Origin of the sequence: Enterobacter sp. RHBSTW-00975, from assembly GCF_013615235.1 — a bacterium.
GTDB classification, from domain to species: Bacteria; Pseudomonadota; Gammaproteobacteria; order Enterobacterales; family Enterobacteriaceae; genus Enterobacter; species Enterobacter ludwigii.
Map to the genome: position 1 here is coordinate 19868 of NZ_CP055884.1, position 16797 is coordinate 36664.

A 16797-nucleotide genomic window follows, 5' to 3' on the forward strand; every position below is an offset into this window, starting at 1 on the left:
TTCTCCTTGAACAATGCCGACGAATTGGATGACGCACTGAACAGAGCCGTCGGTTTACTCTGAATGGCACCTACTACTGTTTTCAGTTCCGAACAAGTCCTTGAGTCAATTGACGGATATCGCTTTCGTCGAGCGTTTCCCGCGCCAGCAGCTCGCGCGCACAGCGCTCCAGCACCGCGCGGTTGATGTCGAGAATCCGGTAGGCGCGCTCGAACACGCCCATCACGATGTCGCGGATAGCCTGATCGATGCGCGCCTGGGTCGATTCGGCCACCCGGCAACAGCCTTGGCCAGCAATGTCTTGCCGGTGCCCGGTGGGCCGACCAGCAACACGCCCTTGGGAATGCGCGCCCCGAGACGGCCATAGTCCTGCGGATTCTTCAGGAAATCGACGATCGCGACCAGCTCCGCCTTGGCCTCATCCCCCCCCCCCCGCCACATCGGCGAACGTCACACCGGTGTTCTTTTCCACGAACACCTTGGCGCGGCTCTTACCGATGTTGAGAAACCCGCCCATGCCCTGCTTCTCGGCGAAGCGGCGGAACAGGAAGAACCAGACGCCAAAGAAGGATACCGCTGGCAGGATCCACGACAGCACATCGCTCAGCCAGGTGCTCTCCAACACGCGGGCATAGGGTACGTCGTACTTCGACAGGCGATCGGCAAGATCGGGTTCGACCCTCGTTGCCACGATCGTCGTCTTGCCCCGGCTGTCCGGCGACTTCAGGCGCCCGGTCACCGTACGATCCGACACCAGCACTTCGGCCACGCGCCCCTCGTCCAGCGCCTTCTCGAACTCGCTGTAGGGCACCGGCTCGACGGTTTTCGCCGTCTGCCAGTAGCTCTGCAAACTCAGCAACAGCAGGAGGGCAACGATCCAGTAGCCGGTATTCCATTGATTCTTTTTTTCCATGGACCGTGTTCCTCGAAAGTCGAGTTGCCAGAGGATCAGGTGAACAGACGGGCCGCACCGTCACGCAAACGGATGGCCAGCGAGCGGGAGGGCAGTGCCGCCGCTGATGAGCAGCCCCCACGGCGTGGCCGACCGCGGATCACGCTTGTAGACGACCGCGTGACCCGCGGCCACGACCGCCACCGCGATCGATGCCAGGGAGGCTGCCCATGCCAGGCTGATGGAGTCGGACACGGCAGCCTCGCCCGCCATCAAGATGCGTCGCTCGCCGACTTCTTCTTGCTCGAGTCTTTGCCAGCGTCGCCGTGCGGCGTCTCGGTCGCCTTCGCGACATCCGGCTGCTCCGGCTCGGCCGGGGTCTGCGGTGGCTCTTTGCGTTCGAACACCACGCGTTCGGCCTTGTCGTCCCAGCGTGCGCTGGCGTGATCGCCCTTGCCGATGCCGCCACCGAGCATCTCGCGCGCCAGCGCAGTTTCCAGCTCGCTGCGGATCAGGCGCTTGAGTTCACGCGCACCGAACTCGGGCTTGTAGCCTTCTTCCGCGAAATGGTCGATCAGCGTCTGATCGAAAGTGAGCGTCACGCCCTGGCTGGCGGCGCTGCGCGCCACGCGATCGAGCTGCAGGCCGACGATGTGGCGGATCTCCTCCTTGCCCAGCGCATGGAAGACGATGATCTCGTCGATGCGGTTGAGGAACTCGGGCCGGAAGTGGCCGCGCAGCACGTCCATGACCTCGGCCTTGGTCTTTTCGTACTCCTCGCCAGCCGCCTCACGCGCCTTCAGCCGTCGCTGGATGATGTCCGAACCCAGGTTGGACGTGGCGATGATGATGGTGTTGGTGAAATCCACCACCCGGCCCTTGCCGTCGGTGAGGCGACCGTCGTCGAACACTTGCAGCAGGATGTTGTAGACGTCAGGGTGTGCCTTCTCGATCTCGTCGAGCAGCAGCACGCTGTAGGGCTTGCGCCGCACCTTCTCGGTGAGCTGACCGCCTTCGTCGTAACCGACATAGCCCGGAGGCGCGCCCACCAGCCGCGCCACGGTATGGCGTTCGCCATATTCCGACATGTCGATGCGCAACAGGGCGTGCTCATCGCCGTAGATCGATTCGGCCAATGCCTTGGCGAGCTCGGTCTTGCCCACCCCGGTCGGGCCCAGAAACAGGAAGGTAGCCACCGGTTTACTGCCTTCGCGCAGGCCGGCGCGGGATAGCCGCACGGCATCGGCCACGGCACGGACCGCCTCGTCTTGTCCCACCAGGCGCTCGTGCAGCCGTTGTTCCAAGTGCAGCAGCTTTTCGCGCTCTTCCACCGTCAACTCGTTGACCGGGATGCCGGTCAGGCGCGAGACAACCTGCGCCACGTGTTCCGCCTTGACCTCGGCACTGCCGGAGGCCCGCTCCCGCTCCCAGTCCTCGACGAGCTTCTTGAGCTCGGCCTCCTTGGCTTCGATGCGCTTGCCGAGCTCGGCGGCCTGGTCGTACTGCTTGCGCGCGGCCACGTAATCCTGTTCACGCCGTAGCTGGTGCAGTTCGGACTCCAGCTCCTGCACGGCCACCGGCCGGGCCGTGGCCGACAGCTTCACGCGCGCGGCCGCCTGGTCGAGCAGGTCGATCGCCTTGTCCGGCAGGAAGCGCGCCGTGATGTAGCGGTCGGACAACTCGGCCGCCGCGATGATCGCGTCCTCGGAGATGCTGACCTTGTGGTGCGCCTCGAAGGTGTCGCGCAGGCCGCGCAGAATCATGATGGTCTGGGCCACCGTCGGCTCGGGCACCGTCACCGGCTGGAAGCGCCGCTCCAGTGCGGCATCCTTCTCGATGTATTTCTGGTACTCGTTCAGCGTCGTGGCGCCGATCAGGTTGAGTTCACCGCGCGCCATCATCGGTTTGAACACGTTGGCCACGTCCAGCCCGCCTTCGCCACCGCCCTGGCCGGCACCGACGATGGTGTGCACCTCGTCGATGAACAAAATCAGCTCGCCCTGGTGCTCGGTCACCTCCTTCAGCACCTTCTGCACGCGCTCCTCGAACTCGCCGCGATATTTGGCGCCGGCCACCATGGCGTTGATGTTGAGTTCCACCAGGCGCTTGTCGCGCAAGGTCTCGGGCACTTCACCCGCCACCATGCGCTGCGCCAGCCCTTCGACGATGGCGGTCTTGCCCACACCCGGCTCGCCGATCAGCACCGGGTTGTTCTTCTTGCGCCGGGCCAGCACCTCGATGGTGGTTTCGATCTCCTGCGCGCGGCCGATCACCGGGTCGAGCTTGCCGTCGCGCGCCATCTTGGTCAGGTCGCGCGAGTACTTGTCGAGTTCTGGCGTGTTGGTCGGCGTCTCAGCGCGGCCATCCTCGGCGCCCTTGCCGACCACCTTGCTGACCTGTTGGCGCAGCGCCTGCGGCGTCAGGCCGTAGCGGCGCAGCAGGTTGGCGGCCAGCCCTTCGCCTTCCTCGGCCAGACCGATCAGGAAATGCTCTGGACCGACATAAGAATGGCCGAGTTCATTGGAGGCCACGAAGGCGCGGCTGAGCGCATCCTTCACGCGCGGCGACACGCCGATCTCGCCCTCGAAGGGCTTGTCCCCGCGCTTGGCCTCAGACTCGATCTGCCGCTTGAGGTCATCGACCTTGATCTTGAACTGACCCAGGATGGTCTTGACCACGTCGCTGTCGGCCAGCGCCAGCAGCAGATGTTCGGTATCCACCTCGGAGCGGCCAAATTCGGCAGCGTGTTTGGCGGCCTCCTGCAGCAAGGCTTCCGACTGTTCGCTGATGCGGCTGGCCAACCCACTGCCGCGACGGCGCGGCGCACCCGAACCTGCGGTGGCGGGCTCGCCAAACGAGGCATCGACCACGTCATCGGTATCGGCGGCAACTGGCGTCGCGTCTTCGCCGATGCGGAAGAAGTCACTGCCGAGGAAGTCCTCGAACAGGCCGCTGCGCGAGCCGAACAAGGCTTCCAGCGGCGAAACGGTGCGCTTTTGCTGGCGCACTAATTGCCGGTAATGGTCGTCGCACAACAGCATGGTGCTGTTACGACCGTTGAGATTGGCTTCCACCCGCACGGTGGCGGGTTGGCCGCAGACCTGGCATTGTTTTCTGGCCATGCTGATGCTCCTGAGAAGGTTGAAAAGGTTGAGGCGACGAGGCATCGCGAGCCGCGACTCCTCGTCTCGTGCCGGGTTTTTCTTGTGACGAACGAGCCGGCGACGTCAGCCGTTGATCGGGATCGAGCGTCCCTGCTTCGGCGCGCTGACCTCGCGCTTGTCGATCGTGACCGTGAGCACCCCGTTCTTGAACGATGCCTTGATCGAATCCTGGTTGGCGTCGTCAGGCAGGTTCAAGGCACGCTGAAAGCTGCCGTAGGAGCGCTCCACACGGTGGAAGCCACCTTCCTTCTTCTCCTGTTCCTGGCGCTTCTCGCCACGCACCATCAGCACGTCGTTGTCGAGAGTTATCTGGATGTCCTTCTCCTCGACACCGGGCACTTCCAGGGTAATCTTGTACTGCTTGTCGGTTTCCTGGATGTCCAGGGCCGGCTTCAGCATGCCCGACCAATCGGATGGCCACTGCGGCATGTTCAACGCCGGAAAACCGAAGCCCCGGAATGCGTCATCGAACAGCCGGTCGATTTCCCGATGCAGTTGCAGGATCGGGCTGACTGGCCCGCTCGCCGCTGGCAGGTCATTGCGCTGCACCGGCAGGGAAGAGGCGGTCTGCTGCTCTTGCTGCTCGTTCTTGAACCAGTTCCAGGGAGCCAACTTCTTGAAATCGATGTCCATGTCATACCTCCAGAAAAATTGGAAAACGAGTTACTCAAGCCCTTTGCCTGCTGCGACGGGCAGTGCGCCCAGGCGACACGGGCTGCTCGGATGACTTCTGCTGTTCACGCTTGCGCATCACCTCCTTCTTTGCTCCGGCTCGGGTCTGATCATTGATGCACTGATCGATTTCACTTTGACGAAGCCGCCACGTCCCGCCCACCTTGAAAGCCGGAATTTCCCCGTGTGCGGCGAGCCGATAAATCGTCCGCTTGCCGACTTTCAAGTACGCAGCCAATTCATCGAGCGTGAAAATCACCTGTAGGTGCGCTTTCATCTCACCCTCTCCAATCGCGTCGCTTTGCGGTTCCGGCCAAGGAAATCCTTGCAATACTTTGTAATATTAGACCTACTATGAATAACTTCAAGAATCAATGTGCAGCGTTCTCCCGCCCCATTGATGCAGGTCAACTGCTCAGGCAAGGCGCAGCGGGGCGGTCTGATCAGGCAATGGACAGCGCCTGGCTCGTCAGCCTGCGTGTACCACAGGCGCCTCGATCAAACACCGATCCTCACGTTGTAGCCGAGTGCCCGCAGCCCCTTGCTCGTCTGCATGTTCCTTGGCGGAAACTCGTCTGGGCGCGCCCAGACGACGATTTCCCCGAGGCTGCTCAGGCCAACGTGCGGAATTGCCCAGTCGTCGCTGCGGATCGCGTTCCAGAGTCGGGCCGAAACACTTCCGTTGCCCCAGACAACGTAGTTCAACAGTATCCGTCCGGCCAACACACCTTCCCGACACCGCCGCCGAAGGCCATGGCCCATCAAGCGGATTTTCCATGCGCCCTCAGCGCCGTACCTACAGCAAATCTTTCAAGGCTCAGGTCATTCAGGAGTGTTCTGAACCCGGTGCCTCCATCGCAAACATCGCCTTGGGCTACAGCCTCAATGCGGCTTTGTTGAATAAATCGAACTTTTGCTGAGTTGAAGGATCAGATCACGCATCTTCCCGACAACGCAGACCGTTCCGTGGCAAAGCAAAAGTTCAAAATCACCAACTGGCCCACCTACAATAAAGCCCTCATCAACCGTGGCTCCATAACTTTCTGGCTGGATGATGAACCTATTCAGGCCTGGTATGAGTCGGCAACGCCTTCATCACGGGGAAGACCTCAGCGCTATTATGATCTCGCCATCACCACCGTTCTGGTCATTAAACGCGTGTTCAGGTTGACCCTGCGGGCTGCACAGGGTTTTATTGATTCCATTTTTACACTGATGAATGTTCCGTTGCGCTGCCCGGATTACACCAGTGTCAGCAAGCGCGCAAAGTCGGTTAATGTCAGTTTTAAAACGTTCACCCGAGGTGAAATCGCGCATCTGGTGATTGATTCCACCGGGCTGAAGGTCTTTGGTGAAGGCGAATGGAAAGTCAAAAAACACGGCAAAGAACGCCGTCGTATATGGCGAAAGTTGCATCTGGCAGTTGACAGCAACACACATGAAATCATCTGTGCAGACCTGTCGCTGAACAATGTGACGGACTCAGAAGCCTTCCCGGGTCTTATCCGGCAGACTCACAGAAAAATCAGGGCAGCATCGGCACACGGCGCTTACGACACCCGGCTCTGTCACGATGAACTGCGGCGTAAGAAAATCAGCGCGCTTATCCCGCCCCGAAAAGGCGCGGGTTACTGGCCCGGTGAATATGCAGACCGTAACCGTGCTGTTGCGAATCAGCGGCTGACCGGGAGTAATGCGCGGTGGAAATGGACAACAGATTATAACCGTCGCTCGATAGCGGAAACGGCGATGTACCGGGTAAAACAGCTGTTCGGAGGTTCACTGACACTGCGTGACTACGATGGTCAGGTTGCAGAGGCTATGGCCCTGGTACGAGCGCTGAACAAAATGACGAAAGCAGGTATGCCTGAAAGCGTGCGTATTGCCTGAAAACACAACCCGCTACGGGGGAGACTTACCCGAAATCTGATTTATTCAACAAAGCCCATGGACATTCCTAATGAGCCACAAGGAAGTGCGGACAAATTCCTGGACCTTCAGGAGTTAATTTATGCATTCATACGAGGACCGGATTCGGGCCGTCGAACTCTATTACCGGTACGGAAAGAAAGCCTCCGTTGTCGTCATGGAGCTGGGATATCCTTCCACAAAACAGCTGGGCCGTTGGGTTCGGATTTATGAAGAGAAGGGCGATTTACCCAGGGAATTAAAACCAAGAGAACGCTATTCACGTACACAGAAAATTGCTGCTGTTGAGCATTATCTTACTCACGGTGGTTGCCTGTCGTACACTCGCCGAGCCATCGGCTACCCCAGTAACGAAATTCTAAAGCGCTGGATTGAAGAGTTTACCCAAATGCGCGTCCCCTGGTCATTCGCTCAGGCACAAGCAAATGCTTCAGCCCGGAAGAGAGGTCTCAGGCCGTCCGGGAGCTCTGTAACCGACGTGGAACCGCGCGTAAAGTTGCACAAAGCATAGGCGTCAGCGTCCCGGTCCTGTACAAATGGAAGAAAGACCTTATCAGTGACGAGGCTTATCAATCCATGCGCAAACGAAAGGCAGCCCCTCAGGATAAAAATCAGGATACTTTACTCGGTGAAATCCAGCGTCTCAGGAAGCAGGTTCATCAGCTGCAGCTCGAACGTGACATACTGACAAAGGCGAATGAACTGATAAAAAAAGATCTGGGCGTCAGCTTTCTGAAACTGAAAAACAGGGAGAAAACCCTGATAGTTGATGCCCTTAAGAAAAAGTACCCCGTTGCTGAGTTGCTAAGCGTTCTGCAACTTGCCCGCAGCTGTTATTTTTACCACAAAGCCAGCAAACGTCTGTACGATAAGTATGCGGAAATACGCGTGATCATGGCCGATATCTTTGAGGAGAATTACCGCTGTTACGGCTACCGGCGCCTTCACGCGATGCTTCGCAGTAACAACAGAGTTATTTCTGAAAAGGTTGTCCGCAGACTGATGGCAGAAGAGCAGCTCGTTGTTAAGCGCACCAGGCGACGACGATATAACTCTTACTGTGGCGAAATCGGTCCGGCACCGGAAAATTTACTCGCCCGGGATTTTAGTTCCTGCAGGCCAAATGAGAAGTGGCTGACCGATATTACGGAGTTCCAGCTTCCGGCTGGAAAAGTCTATCTGTCGCCGGTTATCGACTGCTTTGATGGCCAGGTTGTAAGCTGGTCGATAGGAACACGCCCGGACGCGACGCTGGTGAATACGATGCTCGATGACGCACTCGATACGCTCAGCGAACATGATAAACCGGTGATACACAGCGATCGTGGTGGCCATTACCGGTGGCCGGGCTGGCTTGAGCGTATCAACACCTCCGGACTTATAAGGTCCATGTCGCGCAAAGGATGCTCGTCGGATAATGCTGCGTGTGAAGGCTTCTTCGGGCGTATCAAAAACGAAATGTTCTATGGCAGAGACTGGGCGGGTATCACGCTGGAAAAATTTATCTGCTTCCTGGACAGGTACATACGCTGGTATAATGAGAAACGTATCAAGCTATCATTAGGTGCAATGAGTCCTGTGAAGTACCGGCAGCATCTTGGGATCACAACATAACAGTCCAGGAAAACATCCGCAGCCCCAAAAGTGACATTACTAAATGGTTATAACAAAGCCTGTCAAGGCCAAGTTCAGATGTCCGGAGCAGGGCAAAGTTCAAATGTCCTCCAATACTCAGTAGATTGCAGAAGTAAATTCATGTGGAGACAGCCTATAACCTAATGGTAAAATTAGATTTTAGGGAAGGTGCGAACAAGTTCCTGATATGAGATCATCATATTCATCCGGAGCGCATCCCAGAGGGACATCATGAGCCATCAACTCACCTTCGCCGATAGTGAATTCAGCACTAAGCGCCGTCAGACCCGAAAAGAGATTTTCCTCTCCCGCATGGAGCAGATTCTGCCATGGCAGAATATGACCGCTGTCATCGAGCCGTTTTATCCCAAGGCGGGCAATGGCCGACGGCCCTATCCGCTGGAGACCATGCTGCGTATTCACTGCATGCAGCATTGGTACAACCTGAGCGACGGTGCCATGGAAGATGCCCTGTACGAAATCGCCTCCATGCGCCTGTTTGCCCGATTATCCCTGGATAGCGCCCTGCCGGATCGCACCACCATCATGAATTTCCGCCACCTGCTCGAGCAGCATCAACTGGCCCGTCAACTGTTCAAGACCATCAATCGCTGGCTGGCCGAAGCAGGCGTCATGATGACCCAAGGCACTTTGGTGGATGCCACCATCATTGAGGCACCCAGCTCTACCAAGAACAAAGAGCAGCAACGCGATCCGGAGATGCATCAGACCAAGAAAGGCAATCAGTGGCACTTTGGCGTGAAGGCCCACATTGGTGTCGATGCCAAGAGTGGCCTGACCCACAGCCTAGTCACCACCGCGGCCAACGAGCATGACCTCAATCAGCTGGGTAATCTGCTTCATGGAGAGGAGCAATTTGTCTCAGCCGATGCCGGCTACCAAGGAGCGCCACAGCGCGAGGAGCTGGCCGAGGTGGATGTGGACTGGCTGATCGCCGAGCGTCCCGGCAAGGTAAAAACCTTGAAGCAGCATCCGCGCAAGAACAAAACGGCCATCAACATCGAATATATGAAAGCCAGCATCCGTGCCAAGGTGGAGCACCCGTTTCGCATCATCAAGCGGCTGTTCGGCTTCGTGAAAGCCAGATACAGGGGGCTGCTGAAAAACGATAACCAACTGGCGATGTTATTCACCCTGGCCAACCTGTTTCGGGTGGACCAAATGATACGTCAGTGGGAGAGATCTCAGTAAAAACCGGAAATAACGCCAGAAATGGTGGAAAAAATAGCCTAAATAGGCTGATTCGATGTGTTTGCGGGAAAAAAATCGGCCCAGATCCGCGAAATTTTAATCAGCGAGTCAGCTTGGGAAGAAATGACCTGCTTATTCGCACCTTCCTTAATTGTGAGGTCGACATGACCAAAAAAAACATTGTGTATGGACTCTTTCATTATTATTCATTTCGCTTATAAAAAAACGCTCCCGGACGGGAGCGTAAGCCAGTGACTTCGGCGTCAAATGAGGGTCTGACAAGTGGAGATGCGGGTTAATTCTGGGTGATCTGGCTGCGATGCTTTTCCGCCTGTTGCTGATGAATAACGGAAGACTGGCCATTATTCGCCTTCTCATGCACAACAGCGGCTTTCTCATGCTCGCTCATTTCGGAAAATGGCTTAGCAGTTTCTTGGGTGTTCTCAGGTTTGGCTTTCATCATTTTTTTATGCATTTCAGCCATGTCCTGATGGGCGGCAGAATTGCCGTTTTGCATCATTTCATGGGACATTGCGGCCTGATCGTGACCGCTCATATCCATCATTTTCATGCTCTCCCCCTGAACTGCACTTTTTTCAGCGGATGATTGCATCTGATGGGCAGGCGCCTGGGCATTATTTACCTGGTCATGCATGTTCATTGTCTCTGCAGCCCAGGCAGATGAAGCGACAGCCATCATGGCAATAAAGGATACAAGGATCTTTTTCATGGTTGGGTCTCCGGTGTTTTCATACCCGAACAATCAATGCTTATAACAGAGAAAGCATTTGATCTCAGGGCTGGTTGATCATCACGCCAGGAACCGGGCGATTGAATTATCACGCTGTCCTGATTTATGGCTGATTATAAAAAACCGCCTCTGTTTATCGCGTGACTGAACGATGACATTTTTGTCACCTTCCGGGTTTCTCCTGAATAACGGTATTAATCCATTAACAGACGCACACTGAACACAATTTCCCGCCCCTGCTGTTCTGCTGACAGCTCGCCGCCGTGAGCATGAATGATCGACCTTGTAATTGATAATCCCAGCCCCGCGCCTTCCGTGTTGTAGAACCTTGATGAGTCTGCGCGATAGAACCGGTCAAACAAACGTTCCAGATTAGCGGGAACCTGGCCGGACATCGTATTCGTAATCATCACGTTCACACAGTCACTGTCACGCTCAAGGTGTATCGCTGTACAGGTGTTATCGGGAGAATACTTGATTGCATTGGAAAGCAGGTTACTGAAAGCACGTCGGAGCATATCGCTGTCTCCGGCAACAACGCCCTCTCCTTCAACCGTGATTGTCTTTCCTGTTTCGTCTGCCAGGGGCTCGAACAACTCACGTAATTCATTCAGTTCGGCTGCCAGATCCACATCATGTTTATCCAGCCGCAGCAGACCATGCTCTGAACGTGCCAGAAAAAGCATGTCACTGGTCATTCGTGACAACCTTTTCAGTTCTTCCAGGTTAGCGAATAAAATTTCGCGGTAATGCGAAACATCCCTTTCCTTAGCCAGTGCAAACTGCGTCTGCATCATCAGATTACTGACTGGTGTGCGCAGCTCATGCGCGATGTCAGACGAGAAATCTGACAGTTTCCGGAATGCCCCCTCCAGGCGATCAAACATATTATTGAACTCCTGCATGGTCTCAGAGATTTCCGGCGGAGCCAGATCGGGATTTAGACGCTGATCCAGGCTGTGTACGGTCATGGAGGAAGCCAGACTGGTCATTTCCCGTAGCGGTTTCAGACCAATACGTGTGGTCAGCCAGCCCAGAAAAACAGAAATAAAGACCAGACCGATATTGAACCAGAACAGCCAGGTACTGAGTTTGTCCATAAACAGGGTGTGATACCCAGTATCCGTGGCAACCGTAATGATGACATGTTTGCTTTTACCCTGTTCCGGCGTCACGGCAACCCGCCGCGAGATACTGCGGTACACGGTGTTATTTTCTTCCGTCTGGATCATATAGTCGAGAATATCACCCGACTTATTAAGCAGGACCGCTGGAACAACAGAATTTTTGGCATAGAGTTCAACAATTTTTTCATTTTCCATGTTTTTTATAGAAATGAATAAGCCATTGTGCCCCACCATCGCATCGTTTATTTTTTCTGATAATGACTTAATATCCGTTTTGTTCCTGAACGTCTCTGTTTTAAGAAACTCTTCGGTGAGCTGAAGTTTACCTGTCAGAAAATCGCGGTCCTGATTATCGAAATAGCCATTCAGGGTGCTAATCAGGATAAAACTTGATAACCACCATACCGTAAGCATCACCGCAGAAAAAATCAGGCTCAGGCGTGTGGTCAGGGAAATTTTGAACCTCACTCTTCTCTGATCTCCAGGACATATCCGGCACCGCGAACGGTATGGATCAGTTTTGGCTCAAAGTCATCATCAATTTTACTTCTCAGACGTCTCACGGCGACATCAATCACATTCGTATCACTGTCAAAATTCATGTTCCAGACCAGGGACGAGATAAGACTCCTGGGTAACACTTCTCCGGTGCGTTGCAGCAGCAACTCAAGCAGAACGTATTCTTTACCGGTGAGATGGATCTTCTTCCCCGAACGGATCACGGTCCGGCGCACCATATCAACGGTCATATCGGCGATGGTGCAGACTGTTGCGGCCTGCGAGCGTGCCCGGCGCAGTAGGGTTCTTACACGTGCAACCAGCTCCGTAAAATCAAAGGGCTTAATCAGGTAGTCATCTGCGCCAAGCTCCAGTCCTTTCACTTTGTCCCGCACGTTGTCCTTTGCGGTTAAAAACAGGACCGGTTCTTCGTGCCCGGACTCCCTCAGTGCGCTGATGATTTGCCACCCGTCGAGGAAAGGCAGCATCACGTCCAGTATTATCAAATCATACTGTCCCTTCGACGCGGCCCCGAGACCATCGCGGCCATTATTAAAGAGATCGGCCTGATAGCCTTCCTCAACCAGTCCCTGCTGCAGGTAACGACCTGTTTTTTGTTCGTCTTCAACGATTAAAATACGCTGCATGGTCAACTCGCTGATATGAAAGTAAAAATCTCACGCATGAGCTTTGGCTGTCCCCTAGCTGATCTGAGACGGAGCAAGCATTCCAAGCCACGCTACGGCGCCCAGAATGATAATCGCAACAACGAATTCTGTCAGGATGCTGTTTCGCATCAGGGCAACGCTGCGATCATAATTCCCTTCCCTGACCATAACTTCAAGCCGGGGACCCAGGTGAAACCGGTTTGCTGCAGCCAGAAGAAGCATCAGAACAAACAGAGCCGTCTTGGCAAGCAATATCCTCCCCCAGGAACTGTTGAATAAGGGAGTTAAGTTACCCTCAGCAATATACAGATAGTTGACCAGCGCACTCAGGATCAGGGCTACAACAATCACCGTTCCTGCCGTGGCAAATTTTGCCAGGGAGTCAGATATCACAATGACGCTCTGTGCATTATGCTCGTTTCTGCGCATCAGCAGGATAGCAAATGCAACCAGAGCACCTGTCCAGGCACCTGCAGCGCCGAGATGGGTCAGATCGCTCAGTAAATGGAGATAGTAATGCAGACCGTCATGCATAACGGCGTGTCCTCCCCAGGCAAGTGTAGCCAGCGCCACGCCCCCACTCATCGTCATCAGCAGGCAGGACAATACTCTCTTATTAGTGTAAAGGAACAAAGCACCGAGTGTGGTAAACAGGGCACAGAGCCTGACAATCCAGCTAATACCCACATCAGTTTCTTCTATCACCATCTCGATAACATGGATGGATAATTCTCTGAGGTCAGTTACTCCACTCATGGCATTAGATACCAGGAGCATATTAATGCCAGTAAGAATGATGCCTGTAACAACAGCAAAGGTTATAAACGACCTGAAATTAGTCAGGTTATAGGTTTCATGTCTGACACCGCTTATTCCATATATCTGAAAAAATGGCAATCCAAATATTACCATCAAATCCAGATAAAGAAGAAAACGAATAACAATCATAATCAGGTCGTTCATAATATTACTTCACTGTAAAGGTGTAATTACCGGTAATAGGGTGCGTATCTGAAGAAACCGCGCGCCAGTCAACACGATAAGTGCCAGCGGGTAAAGGCTCTCGCGGAATAATGACCATCGATTTAGGGTCAGCGCCTGGCGCCACTTTTGCCGCGACCGGCATCGGAGAATGTGATGACATGCCTTTCATACCCGTCATCGTTAATTTTGCACCTGAGAATTTCACGGTCAGATTTTCCGAGAAATTAAGCTGAATCTTTTCCGGGGCCGCTACGGCTGAATCAGCCTGTGGCACAGAGCTTTTTAATTCCGGATGGGCCATAGCAGAGAAAGCAACGCCCATAACGAGGCCACCTGTAAGAATGGCTTTATTTAAAATCGACATTTTATTTACCTGTTTAGTTGAGTGTTTTATATCAGTGCGTTAAAACCAGATTCTGGCTCCCGCCAGGAATACTACCTGATGGTCTTTCTCACCTTCTCTTTTCGCCATATCGGATGTTTTCCCGTAAAGTTGATTCCAGGAAACGCCTATATAGGGTGCAAACTCACGGCGTATTTCATAGCGCAGCCGGAGCCCCAGCTCTGTGTCAGTCAGTCCCCTGCCGCGACCCCGCGATTCATCATCCTGACTGTAGAAATTCACCTCATAGGATGGCTGGAGTATGAGCCGGTTAGTCAGTAAAACGTCGTATTCTCCTCCCAGACGAAGGGCTGCTTTTCCGCCATTACTGACAAAACCCGTAATTTCAGACTCAAAATTATAGAGTGCCAGCCCCTGAAAACCGACAGCAGCCCAGGTCCGGGCAGAAGCAGGTCTGAAATCCTGCCTGACACCCGCAACCAAATCCCACCATGGGCCAACCGCATGTCCCCAGAGTAACTGCGCTTCAGCCGCCTCCGTTTCCCCATTGCTTCGTTCACCTTCACTCTTTAGCCAAATCCGATCTGTGTCGCCTCCAATCCAGCTGTTAACACTCCAGCTGAAATTGTTGGTGTTATCCGACCGTTGCCATTCCAGTTGATCCAGCAGAACCAGATAATTAATCGCACTGTCGTGAATCGCATGCCCCTGTAAATTGCCGAATGCAGCCTTCCGGTCGGCATCGGTAACAGGCGGAATTGGCGTTCTGCTCTCAGTTACAATGGGCTCCATTGACGTCATCTCAGTGAAATTCTCATCTGCTGGCATCTGCATGGCAGACATGTCGTGCCCGGCGTGGGGATCTGCAGAGACGGAGCCCGCCGCAATAGAAAGCTGTGAGGTAAACAAACCGGCGACCAGAACAGGTATGGCCTTCAAATTTCTCTTCATTCGCATCATTCCTCCACCCGGACTTCACGAAACATTCCCATTTCCATGTGATAGAGCAAATGGCAGTGATACGCCCAGCGGCCAAGCGCATCTGCTGTCACTCTGTAACTGCGTTTTGTACCAGGGGGAACATCTATTGTGTGTTTACGAACCATGAAATTACCGTTTTCATCTTCCAGATCGCTCCACATACCATGCAGGTGAATGGGGTGAGTCATCATGGTATCGTTGATCAGCGTGATCCTGAGCCGCTCACCGTATTTCAGCAGCACCGGTGCGGCATCTGAAAACTTGATTCCGTTAAATGACCAGGCAAACTTTTCCATGTGGCCGGTTAAATGCAGTTCTATGGTACGGCCAGGTTCACGTCCGTCAGGATCCTCAAAGCGGCTTTTCAAATCCGCGTACGTGAGAACCTTTCTTCCGTTATTTCGAAGACCAATACCCGGATCATTTAATTTCGGAGAGACGCTCATCGCCTGCATATCAACCAGTGGGTTATCCGTTTCTGACGCAGGATGACTTTGCATACCCGGCATTCCGGCCATCCGGGAATGATCCATACCGGCCATGCTGCTGTGATCCATGGGCGCGGAGGATGTCCCGCTATCCGGAAGGTCAGCACCGTCCATAGACATCATCTCTCCGCTGTTATCCATGCCTCCCATCTGGCTGTGGTCCATTCCTGCCATATCATGTCCCATTCCCCCCATACCCATATCTTCCATGGTCAACAGAGGACGGGGATCGAGGGGGGGAACGGCAGCACTTAACCCCTCTCTCGTGGCCAGTGTCCCTCGAGCGTAACCGGTCCTGTCCATGGATTGTGCGAAGATGGTATAGGCCTCACCCTGAGGCTCCACAATGACATCATAGGTTTCGGCAACGGCAATCCTGAATTCGTCAACGGTAACCGGGTTTACATACTGGCCATCTGCAGCCACGACCGTCATTTTCAGCCCGGGGATACGGATATCGAAATAGGTCATTGCCGAGCCGTTGATAAACCGTAAGCGTATCTTTTCACCGGGACGGAACAGTCCGGTCCAGTTTTTCAGCGGGGCCTGCCCGTTCATGAGATAGGTGTAGGTGTAGCCACTGACATCCGCGAGGTCAGTCGGATTCATTTTCATTTCAGCCCACATTTTCCGATCGGCAATGGTGGCTGACAGCCCCCTGGTATTCACGTCGCGGAAAAAAGAGCCAACGGTTGGTTTATTGAAATTGTAGTAATCCGACTGTTTTTTTAATTTTTTCAGCAGGCTGTGAGGATTTTCATCGGTCCAGTCAGACAACATGACCACATGCTCACGATCGTAAGCAAACGGTTCTGGCTCCCTGGCATCGATGATAATGGCACCGTATACCCCCTCCTGTTCCTGCAGACCGGAATGGCTGTGGTACCAGTAAGTCCCGTTCTGCTTAACCTTAAAGGTGTAAACGTAGGTATCATCAGGCTCTATGCCCATAAAACTCAGCCCCGGAACACCATCCATATTGGCCGGAAGAATAATGCCGTGCCAGTGAATGGACGTCTGTTCATTAAGACGGTTTTTGACCTTCAGGGTAATGGTGTCACCTTCTTTCCAGCGAAGAACGGGCCCCGGCAGGCCTCCATTGATTGTTTTGGCCTGACGCTCACTGCCCGTGATATTGACGGCCGTTTCACCAATGGTCAGGTCAAACTGAGTACCCTGCAGGGATGCGGCAACTGGCAGGCTCAGACTGGAACGCGCATTGAAACTCCATACGCCAAGACTTCCGGCTACGCCAGAGAGGGTTAACCCCTTCAGGAAAGTTCGTCGAGACGTTTTCAACAGCATGCGCATTCCCTTATTTAAAGTATGGTTACTGACAGAATTCGAGAACCGATTTAAATTAAATTACTGGTTCATCCACTTACAATGAAATGAATCTAGCACACCTTAAGAAACAAATTCATTACAATCGTGTAATGTACATAGCTGTATT

The 16797-nt window shown here is 54.1% G+C and carries 17 protein-coding genes and 1 pseudogene; 4 read left to right on the forward strand and 14 right to left on the reverse strand.

All coding sequences use genetic code 11. From position 1 onward, the window contains the following. Positions 1-82 precede the first annotated feature (82 nt). The 7 genes and pseudogenes from HV340_RS23310 to HV340_RS23340 form a co-directional block, all read right to left on the reverse strand. A complete protein-coding gene (locus HV340_RS23310) occupies positions 83-223 on the reverse strand; it encodes an ATP-dependent metalloprotease FtsH (protein WP_023205099.1) in 141 nt (46 codons plus the stop codon). Continuing rightward, a pseudogene (locus HV340_RS23315) lies at positions 174-913 on the reverse strand (ATP-dependent metallopeptidase FtsH/Yme1/Tma family protein); the annotation flags it as partial. The gene HV340_RS23310 and the pseudogene HV340_RS23315, both read right to left, overlap by 50 nt. Positions 914-973: 60 nt before the next feature. After that, a complete protein-coding gene (locus tag HV340_RS23320; protein ID WP_017146640.1) occupies positions 974-1165 on the reverse strand; it encodes a hypothetical protein in 192 nt (63 codons plus the stop codon). Next, positions 1165-4014, reverse strand: a complete 2850-nt coding sequence (gene clpK / locus HV340_RS23325; RefSeq protein WP_004118202.1) for a heat shock survival AAA family ATPase ClpK — start codon at positions 4012-4014, stop codon at positions 1165-1167. Before clpK ends, HV340_RS23320 begins: the two co-directional genes overlap by 1 nt. Before the next feature lie 105 nt (positions 4015-4119). Beyond that, positions 4120-4689 carry a small heat shock protein sHSP20 gene (gene hsp20, locus HV340_RS23330; RefSeq protein ID WP_000350436.1) on the reverse strand — a complete coding sequence of 190 codons (570 nt, stop codon included), beginning with the start codon at positions 4687-4689 and terminating at the stop codon, positions 4120-4122. A gap of 34 nt (positions 4690-4723) precedes the next feature. Then, complete coding sequence (locus HV340_RS23335) at positions 4724-5005, reverse strand: helix-turn-helix domain-containing protein (RefSeq protein ID WP_004118205.1); 282 nt, start codon at positions 5003-5005, stop codon at positions 4724-4726. A 221-nt stretch (positions 5006-5226) separates the two neighbouring features. Then, a complete protein-coding gene (locus tag HV340_RS23340; RefSeq protein WP_001295708.1) occupies positions 5227-5490 on the reverse strand; it encodes a hypothetical protein in 264 nt (87 codons plus the stop codon). Positions 5491-5649: 159 nt separating this feature from the next. Between HV340_RS23340 and HV340_RS23345 the strand changes: the two genes are divergently transcribed. From HV340_RS23345 to HV340_RS24645, 4 genes are all read left to right on the forward strand, one after another. Beyond that, the gene (locus HV340_RS23345; RefSeq protein WP_181216583.1) at positions 5650-6618 is read left to right on the forward strand and encodes an IS5 family transposase; all 969 of its coding nucleotides are present in this window, start codon (positions 5650-5652) and stop codon (positions 6616-6618) included. A gap of 121 nt (positions 6619-6739) precedes the next feature. Continuing rightward, positions 6740-8271, forward strand: a protein-coding gene (locus HV340_RS23350) for an IS3-like element ISKpn38 family transposase (protein ID WP_120785296.1) whose coding sequence is annotated in 2 segments (ribosomal slippage) — positions 6740-7037 and positions 7037-8271 — 1533 coding nt in all. Because the reading frame shifts where the segments join, the coding sequence is not laid out codon by codon here. Positions 8272-8523: 252 nt separating this feature from the next. Further along, positions 8524-9504, forward strand: coding sequence for an IS5-like element ISKpn26 family transposase (locus HV340_RS23355; protein WP_015065606.1), 981 nt, complete (start codon positions 8524-8526; stop codon positions 9502-9504). Next, the gene (locus tag HV340_RS24645) at positions 9486-9725 is read left to right on the forward strand and encodes a hypothetical protein (RefSeq protein ID WP_305956163.1); all 240 of its coding nucleotides are present in this window, start codon (positions 9486-9488) and stop codon (positions 9723-9725) included. Before HV340_RS23355 ends, HV340_RS24645 begins: the two co-directional genes overlap by 19 nt. A 74-nt stretch (positions 9726-9799) precedes the next feature. Here HV340_RS24645 and HV340_RS23360 read toward each other — a convergent pair whose 3' ends face one another. The 7 genes from HV340_RS23360 to pcoA form a co-directional block, all read right to left on the reverse strand. Further along, positions 9800-10234 carry a hypothetical protein gene (locus tag HV340_RS23360; protein WP_004118347.1) on the reverse strand — a complete coding sequence of 145 codons (435 nt, stop codon included), beginning with the start codon at positions 10232-10234 and terminating at the stop codon, positions 9800-9802. Positions 10235-10449: 215 nt separating this feature from the next. Next, on the reverse strand, positions 10450-11850 hold the full coding sequence (pcoS, locus tag HV340_RS23365) for a copper resistance membrane spanning protein PcoS (RefSeq protein ID WP_002436614.1): 1401 nt from the start codon (positions 11848-11850) through the stop codon (positions 10450-10452). Then, positions 11847-12527, reverse strand: coding sequence for a copper response regulator transcription factor PcoR (gene pcoR / locus HV340_RS23370; RefSeq protein ID WP_001188930.1), 681 nt, complete (start codon positions 12525-12527; stop codon positions 11847-11849). The genes pcoS and pcoR overlap by 4 nt, the downstream gene beginning before the upstream one ends. A 54-nt stretch (positions 12528-12581) precedes the next feature. Beyond that, positions 12582-13460, reverse strand: coding sequence for a copper resistance inner membrane protein PcoD (pcoD, locus tag HV340_RS23375; protein WP_080821469.1), 879 nt, complete (start codon positions 13458-13460; stop codon positions 12582-12584). A 55-nt stretch (positions 13461-13515) separates the two neighbouring features. After that, positions 13516-13896 (reverse strand): copper resistance system metallochaperone PcoC, encoded by a 381-nt coding sequence (pcoC, locus tag HV340_RS23380; RefSeq protein WP_000025662.1) that lies wholly within the window; start codon positions 13894-13896, stop codon positions 13516-13518. 39 nt (positions 13897-13935) lie between these two features. Further along, positions 13936-14826: a copper resistance outer membrane transporter PcoB gene (pcoB, locus tag HV340_RS23385; RefSeq protein WP_001378118.1), complete on the reverse strand. Its 891-nt coding sequence runs from the start codon at positions 14824-14826 to the stop codon at positions 13936-13938. A gap of 5 nt (positions 14827-14831) precedes the next feature. Further along, positions 14832-16649 carry a multicopper oxidase PcoA gene (gene pcoA, locus HV340_RS23390; protein WP_000925242.1) on the reverse strand — a complete coding sequence of 606 codons (1818 nt, stop codon included), beginning with the start codon at positions 16647-16649 and terminating at the stop codon, positions 14832-14834. Positions 16650-16797: the final 148 nt, after the last annotated feature.

Coding starts and splice junctions, on each gene's coding strand:
- HV340_RS23355 (WP_015065606.1), top strand. CDS start 8,524: ATGAGCCATCAACTCACCTTCGCCGATAGTGAATTCAGCACTAAGCGC.
- pcoB (WP_001378118.1), bottom strand. CDS start 14,826: ATGAAGAGAAATTTGAAGGCCATACCTGTTCTGGTCGCCGGTTTGTTT.
- HV340_RS23310 (WP_023205099.1), bottom strand. CDS start 223: ATGGGCGTGTTCGAGCGCGCCTACCGGATTCTCGACATCAACCGCGCG.
- pcoR (WP_001188930.1), bottom strand. CDS start 12,527: ATGCAGCGTATTTTAATCGTTGAAGACGAACAAAAAACAGGTCGTTAC.
- HV340_RS23335 (WP_004118205.1), bottom strand. CDS start 5,005: ATGAAAGCGCACCTACAGGTGATTTTCACGCTCGATGAATTGGCTGCG.
- hsp20 (WP_000350436.1), bottom strand. CDS start 4,689: ATGGACATCGATTTCAAGAAGTTGGCTCCCTGGAACTGGTTCAAGAAC.
- HV340_RS23340 (WP_001295708.1), bottom strand. CDS start 5,490: ATGGGCCATGGCCTTCGGCGGCGGTGTCGGGAAGGTGTGTTGGCCGGA.
- HV340_RS23320 (WP_017146640.1), bottom strand. CDS start 1,165: ATGGCGGGCGAGGCTGCCGTGTCCGACTCCATCAGCCTGGCATGGGCA.
- pcoD (WP_080821469.1), bottom strand. CDS start 13,460: ATGGTAATATTTGGATTGCCATTTTTTCAGATATATGGAATAAGCGGT.
- pcoA (WP_000925242.1), bottom strand. CDS start 16,649: ATGCTGTTGAAAACGTCTCGACGAACTTTCCTGAAGGGGTTAACCCTC.
- HV340_RS23360 (WP_004118347.1), bottom strand. CDS start 10,234: ATGAAAAAGATCCTTGTATCCTTTATTGCCATGATGGCTGTCGCTTCA.
- pcoC (WP_000025662.1), bottom strand. CDS start 13,896: ATGTCGATTTTAAATAAAGCCATTCTTACAGGTGGCCTCGTTATGGGC.
- clpK (WP_004118202.1), bottom strand. CDS start 4,014: ATGGCCAGAAAACAATGCCAGGTCTGCGGCCAACCCGCCACCGTGCGG.